The following is a 1,601-nucleotide window of genomic DNA, read 5'->3' on the forward strand; positions in this document are numbered from 1 at the left end:
GGGCGAAAATTAGCACGGTGTACCAATGCCCAAATACTGGTGGCTTTAATAATGGTTTGGTTATCGCGCAAGCGCACAATGGTATAATGGCGTTGCCAGGTTACGCCGGTATGTTCGCCGGGCCAGGTAGTTATTTCTAATTCATCACCTAAAAAAGCGCCGGATAAGTAATCTATTTCATGGCGGCGTACTACCCATAATACTTTGCGGTGCAAGGCTTCGGGTACTTTTTGCATCCAGTGGTTATAAGCAGCATCCTGTAACCATTGCACATACACCACATTGTTTACATGGTTTAAATGGTCTAAATGTGCTGCTGTTACCGTAATGGTAAAGCGAAACAGAGGATAATCATTATTTTCCATGGATTTACAGATATATTGCTAACAAACCTTCGGGCAGGTTTACCCAAACTTCTTTTCTTTTACGGTCTATTTTCTGAAGGGTATCTTCATGCAGGGGAATAAGTACCTCTTTGCCTTCAATGGAAATGCGTACCAATACCTGATGTGGTTGCGTTATTACTTCCTCTATGGTACCCAATGTTTTTTGCTTTTCTACAATGGTATATCCCAATAAAGCAATGGGTGCATTCACATCCATTAATGCAATGGCATCTGCCTCAGGCAACCATACATTTTTGTTTAAAAAACGGTGTGCTGCTTCTTTACTGCCTACCCCTTCTAATTGCACAAAGGTTTCTTCGGTGTTTTTGGGTTTGGCGGTTTCTACAAAATAAGGCAGGTAACTGTTTTTATTTTGTTCTATAAAAATGGCCTTAATGCCTTTCAATGCCGTTTTTTTCCCCAGTACATGCTGCACAATTACCTGTCCGTTAGTGCCAAAAGTGGCCACAATTTTGCCGATATGAATATATTGTTGAATGGCCATGCGTTCAATTGGGTTACACAAAACTATATAGTTAAAAGAATGAATAGGCAGAAAATTAAAAAGCCCTGTTAACGGTTCAATGGTTAACGGGGCTACATTTTTTTGTACAGGCTTACTACGCTTCTGAACCGCCTTCAGCAGGTTGTTCTTCTACCTTTTTAACAACAGGTTTATACTCCTGACGCTGGCGTTTTTGTTGCTTGTGCGATTCGCCTCTGCGTTTTAACTGGGCTTCATGTTCATCGTGCCATGCCTGAAATTTGGTCATAGCCGTTGCATCATCAAATAATCCCAGGGAAACACCACGCAACAAATGCTTCAGGTACAATACCCCTTTAAAGGAAAGAATCCTTCTTACTGTGTCGGTAGGTTGTGCACCTTTATGTAACCAGTCTAAAGCTTTCTGACGATCTAATTGAATGGTTGCCGGTACGGTTAAAGGATTGTAAGTGCCCAGTTTTTGGATGAATTTACCATCTCTGGGTGCACGGGCATCGGCCACTACTATAAAGTAAAATGGGCGTTTTTTACTGCCGTGTCTTTGTAATCTCATTTTTACTGCCATGTTAAATAGACATTTAAAGGCGTTAATAAATAGGGTTTCAATTTTATTTGGACGGCGAAAATAATAAAGGATTGCTTTCCCTCCAACTTTAGCTGTTTTGTTTTTGATATTTAATACAAAATTATGAGCCTTGCTCGTTTTTTTT

The 1,601-nt window shown here is 40.3% G+C and carries 3 protein-coding genes; all 3 read right to left on the minus strand.

The genetic code is table 11. The features are described 5' to 3' along the window. The coding region (locus EO766_RS18115; RefSeq protein WP_287101785.1) for an acyl-CoA thioesterase at positions 1 to 365 on the minus strand (365 nt) is incomplete at its 3' end. 4 nt (positions 366 to 369) lie between these two features. Next, the gene (rimM, locus tag EO766_RS18120; protein ID WP_287101786.1) at positions 370 to 912 is read right to left on the minus strand and encodes a ribosome maturation factor RimM; all 543 of its coding nucleotides are present in this window, start codon (positions 910 to 912) and stop codon (positions 370 to 372) included. Positions 913 to 1,006: 94 nt separating this feature from the next. Continuing rightward, a partial coding sequence (gene rpsP / locus EO766_RS18570; protein WP_287101788.1) for a 30S ribosomal protein S16 occupies positions 1,007 to 1,601 on the minus strand: 595 nt, incomplete at its 5' end.

The organism is Hydrotalea sp. AMD (assembly GCF_004100315.1).
Lineage (GTDB): Bacteria > Bacteroidota > Bacteroidia > Chitinophagales > Chitinophagaceae > Hydrotalea > Hydrotalea flava.